Source organism: Pseudomonas sp., from assembly GCF_035277045.1.
In the GTDB taxonomy this organism is placed as follows: Bacteria; Pseudomonadota; Gammaproteobacteria; order Pseudomonadales; family Pseudomonadaceae; genus Aquipseudomonas.
Window position 1 is genome coordinate 1 of the sequence record NZ_DATELE010000044.1, and the last position, 3,648, is coordinate 3,648.

A 3,648-nucleotide genomic window follows, 5' to 3' on the forward strand; every position below is an offset into this window, starting at 1 on the left:
GCACGTCAATGTGCGTGCCATCGCTGAGATTCTCGTCATGCGAACGGTGATGAAGATTTGGGTCTGCCCAATCCCAAAAAAGATCGCCTCGCTTTCTCATGGTTCCTCCAGATCCACCGGTCGAGTTGTACAGCCGTTAGACAACCATAACGGAACTCTCAGGGTCGGCAACTGTATTCGCCGATTTTGCGGAGAAGTCGGACCATCGGTGCGCCCGGTTCCGGACCCCCCTATTTATTGAAGCCGCCAGGGAGCGGCCTTGGAGTAGTCATGCCTGAACAAAGCCAATTGCACCCAGACCTGGCGCGCATCTATGACATTTTCGGCCTGCACCACTCGCAGCCGATCAACGTTCTAGAGGTCAACGTCCGGAACACAAAGCGCTTCTCCGACCTTCTTCAGGCAGTGGAGAGTACATTCCTGATGGTGCCTGGCACACCCTCTGACGAGCCCGAAGATGAAGGCTTTCCGGTTGACTATGAATGCCTGGTCAATCGATGGGGCTCAACGCAGGAGGAGTACATAGAGCAGTTTCGGGCCGCACTCGGGCATCTCAACGGCAAGAGCCGCACCATCACGTTGTCCGGCTGCGAGTTCACCGAAGACGACCTGCTCCGAACAGCGGTGCGGATGGTGCGGGGCGCCACCAGAATGAAGCAGCCACGCTGGGTGCTCATGATGGATGCCTTCTGCTGTGGATCTGGAGTTGCGCACGCGCTGTGCCGCCGTTTCGGCTTCGACCCAGACGAGGATCTGCGGAAATGACCCGCCTCGCCCTCTACCTCCTGCTACTGGCCACCCTAGCCGGCTGCCAAGGAGAGGCTGAATCAACCACGCGCATCGGTTCCGACTTCAAGGTCGACCGGCTCTTCAAAGAAGATGGCTGCACCGTGTACCGATTCCAAGACGGCGGCCGGGCACGGTACTTCACCAACTGCTCCGGCTCGACCCAGTGGGAAGAGAGCTGCGGCAATAACTGCACCCAGCCGAGCGGCGTCACTGGCGGCAATCACCACGCCGGTACCGAGCGCCAGCTCTCCCCGCACGAAACCCAACCCGAACCCACACCAGCTCAGGCACCTGGGCGCTGGATTGATGAGAGGTATCATCTGTGAGCGAATGGATCAAATGCAGCGACGAGCTTCCGCCAATCGACGTTCCTGTTTTTTTGCAGGCAGGAGGGATAACCGGAATTGGCGCAAGGGCGGATATCAATGATGGAAGTTGGGCTTGGGGTTGGGCGCTGAGCACTCCCATTTTCGATGAGGCAGGCTGGTACGTTGAAGGCTACGAGCTTGACGACTTCGAGCCAAGCCACTGGCATCCGCTGCCAACCCCTTTAGGAGATCAGCCATGACGGAACTGATCAAAGTCGCGACAGAGGACCTGGTCGGTGAGGCGCTGGCCTGGGCAGTGGCCAAGGCCGAAGGTTTGGACGTTCTGCTGGAGCCGCCGCAGTACGGCAACCCCTGGCGGGTGTTCGTGCGGCGCGTCGGCGAGGCCACCATCAGGATCGAGCGGTACAACCCCCAGGAGGACTGGGGGCTAAGTGGCCCGCTGGCTGTGAAATATCAGGTCTCGCTTATCCCGGAAGCCCATGAAGGGCCCGATGGCACTGAGATGTCGGAACGGTGGCGGGCCAGTGTTTACTACAAGGCTGGCGAGCACTATGGCACGGACTATTGCGGCACTGCCCTGATAGCGGCGTGTCAGGCAATAGTCGCAACTGAGTTCGGCGATACCGTCCAGGTGCCGAAGGAGTTAATGCCATGACGTCAGCTGCGAAGGTACTCGATCCCTGCAGCGCCAGCCGCATGATGTGGTTCGACAAGCAGGACCAACGCGCTCTGTTCGGCGACATCCGCGACGAGGAGCACCTGCTCTGCGATGGCCGAGTGCTGAAGATTGAGCCTGATGTGCTGATGGATTTCCGGCGTTTGCCCTTTGAGGCCTCAACCTTTCGCCTGGTCGTCTTCGACCCACCCCACCTGACACGCGCCGGGGTAGATAGCTGGATGCGCGCCAAGTATGGCGTGCTGACCAGCGACTGGCGGGAAGACATCCGCCAGGGCTTTGCCGAGTGCTTTCGTGTGCTGGAGCCCGAGGGAATTTTGATCTTCAAATGGAACGAGACCCAGGTGCTGGTGAGCGAGTTGCTGGCCCTGACAGATGAAAAGCCCCTCTTTGGCCACAAGTCCGGCAAGCGCGAGAAGACGCACTGGATCACCTTCATGAAGCGCCCCGCAGCCTAACCCCTTCCCCTGCAACTCAAGCCCGCCGACATGCGCGGGCGAGGATGACCTGTGCTCAAACAAATTGGAAAGCTCATCACCGAGCCGCTTCGCAAAGGCGACAAGCACCGTCCGCTGAAATGGCGGATGGGCATGCGTGTGAACCACATCCACCTGGCGCTCCACAGCGAATACCCGCGCATTTGGAACGTGATCGTGCTGGCCGGGCGACTGCTTATCTGCAAGCCCTTCGGGCATCGGTGGTCACGGTTCTCGCCGGTGAAGTACGGCGACTTCGGCGACTCGCGCATGTGCAAGGTCTGCCGCATCAGCCACGGCCACCACCGCGGCGTCGACACCTATCACGATACGCACCGGACCGGCGGCTGGACGAAGATCGGCAAGCCCTGACCACCAGCCTGCCTTCCTGCCCGACATAGGAGCCCAATCGCAATGCACACAGACAGAAATCAGCGCCGGCTGCTGGCCAAGCGGAACGCCAAGCAACCTTCGGCGCTCCGGCGCGTGCCGCAGGAAGAGTGGCCAGCCCTGCCGCCGCCGGGCCTTACCGAGGTCTGGCGGTCGCAAGCCTTCCTCGTCCAGGTCTTCGCCGAGCCCGACGGCTACCAGCGCATGAGCATTTGCCGGACGGCGCATAACGGCAGCACCTGGGTCGACCAGGTCACTTGGGACGAGCTCATGCGGCTCAAGCGCGAGTGCGGCCGCGGCGACCTGGATGCCGTCGAGGTCTTCCCGGCCGACCGCGACATCGTGAACGTCGCCAACATGCGCCACCTGTTCTTCCCGCCAGAGAGCCTGACCTTCAAGTGGTCGGCGTCGCGTTAACTCACCAACCTGCCGCCGCAGCGGCATGGAGACCCTTCCCATGACGAAAGAAGAACTGGCCAGCCTGCCCGAGAAGGTGCGCATCGCCACAGAGGCCGGTAAAGCGGCCGCAGCGGCCTGCACGAATGATGGCGGCAGCGCGAATCTGGACCGCGTCGTCATCCCCGTTCCAGGCCTGCGCGCCAGCCAGCTGCCCGGCCTGCCGGGCTACGTGCAGAAGAAGAGCCGCTACCACCAGCAGGGCATCCATCTCGATACCCCTTGGCCAGGCCAGGGCAACCAGCACAGCGCTGGCGTGCAAGCGATGTATCAGTCACTCAAGGCCCAGGGCGTCAACTGCTACGTCTACTACCAGGTCGATTGACCACCAACCTGCCGCCACCGGCGGCGTGGAGACATGCATGGAACACGAAGAAAGACCGCCGATTACCTACGAGTCAGACAAGGTGCCGGAGAAAAAGATGGCCGAGCTGATCGGCACAACCCCGCGCGCCCTTGAAGGCAAGCGTAGCCGCGGCGTGATCCCGGAAGGGGTATGGAAGAAATTCGATGGCAGGATTTTTTACAGCAT

General features: G+C 61.3%; 8 protein-coding genes. All 8 read left to right on the forward strand.

The genetic code is table 11. The features are described 5' to 3' along the window. Positions 1-270 precede the first annotated feature (270 nt). From VJS90_RS02235 to VJS90_RS02270, 8 genes are read left to right on the forward strand one after another with little or no spacing between them, the layout of a single operon-like run. Entirely contained in the window at positions 271-765 is a 495-nt protein-coding gene (locus VJS90_RS02235; RefSeq protein WP_324118665.1) for a hypothetical protein, read from the forward strand. Next, entirely contained in the window at positions 762-1,115 is a 354-nt protein-coding gene (locus VJS90_RS02240) for a hypothetical protein (protein WP_324118667.1), read from the forward strand. Before VJS90_RS02235 ends, VJS90_RS02240 begins: the two co-directional genes overlap by 4 nt. Further along, positions 1,112-1,357, forward strand: coding sequence for a DUF551 domain-containing protein (locus VJS90_RS02245; RefSeq protein ID WP_324118669.1), 246 nt, complete (start codon positions 1,112-1,114; stop codon positions 1,355-1,357). Before VJS90_RS02240 ends, VJS90_RS02245 begins: the two co-directional genes overlap by 4 nt. After that, positions 1,354-1,773, forward strand: a complete 420-nt coding sequence (locus VJS90_RS02250) for a phage protein NinX family protein (RefSeq protein ID WP_324118671.1) — start codon at positions 1,354-1,356, stop codon at positions 1,771-1,773. Before VJS90_RS02245 ends, VJS90_RS02250 begins: the two co-directional genes overlap by 4 nt. Then, positions 1,770-2,252, forward strand: a complete 483-nt coding sequence (locus VJS90_RS02255; RefSeq protein ID WP_324118673.1) for a class I SAM-dependent methyltransferase — start codon at positions 1,770-1,772, stop codon at positions 2,250-2,252. Before VJS90_RS02250 ends, VJS90_RS02255 begins: the two co-directional genes overlap by 4 nt. A gap of 51 nt (positions 2,253-2,303) precedes the next feature. Further along, on the forward strand, positions 2,304-2,642 hold the full coding sequence (locus VJS90_RS02260; protein ID WP_324118676.1) for a hypothetical protein: 339 nt from the start codon (positions 2,304-2,306) through the stop codon (positions 2,640-2,642). Positions 2,643-2,684: 42 nt separating this feature from the next. Beyond that, a complete protein-coding gene (locus VJS90_RS02265) occupies positions 2,685-3,077 on the forward strand; it encodes a DUF7694 domain-containing protein (protein WP_324118678.1) in 393 nt (130 codons plus the stop codon). Between the two features lie 40 nt (positions 3,078-3,117). Then, positions 3,118-3,441: a hypothetical protein gene (locus tag VJS90_RS02270; RefSeq protein WP_324118680.1), complete on the forward strand. Its 324-nt coding sequence runs from the start codon at positions 3,118-3,120 to the stop codon at positions 3,439-3,441. Positions 3,442-3,648: the final 207 nt, after the last annotated feature.

Bases quoted from the DNA above. Each gene is read 5' to 3' on its own strand.
- VJS90_RS02265 (WP_324118678.1), top strand. From the start codon at position 2,685: ATGCACACAGACAGAAATCAGCGCCGGCTGCTGGCCAAGCGGAACGCC.
- VJS90_RS02250 (WP_324118671.1), top strand. From the start codon at position 1,354: ATGACGGAACTGATCAAAGTCGCGACAGAGGACCTGGTCGGTGAGGCG.
- VJS90_RS02240 (WP_324118667.1), top strand. From the start codon at position 762: ATGACCCGCCTCGCCCTCTACCTCCTGCTACTGGCCACCCTAGCCGGC.
- VJS90_RS02235 (WP_324118665.1), top strand. From the start codon at position 271: ATGCCTGAACAAAGCCAATTGCACCCAGACCTGGCGCGCATCTATGAC.
- VJS90_RS02270 (WP_324118680.1), top strand. From the start codon at position 3,118: ATGACGAAAGAAGAACTGGCCAGCCTGCCCGAGAAGGTGCGCATCGCC.
- VJS90_RS02255 (WP_324118673.1), top strand. From the start codon at position 1,770: ATGACGTCAGCTGCGAAGGTACTCGATCCCTGCAGCGCCAGCCGCATG.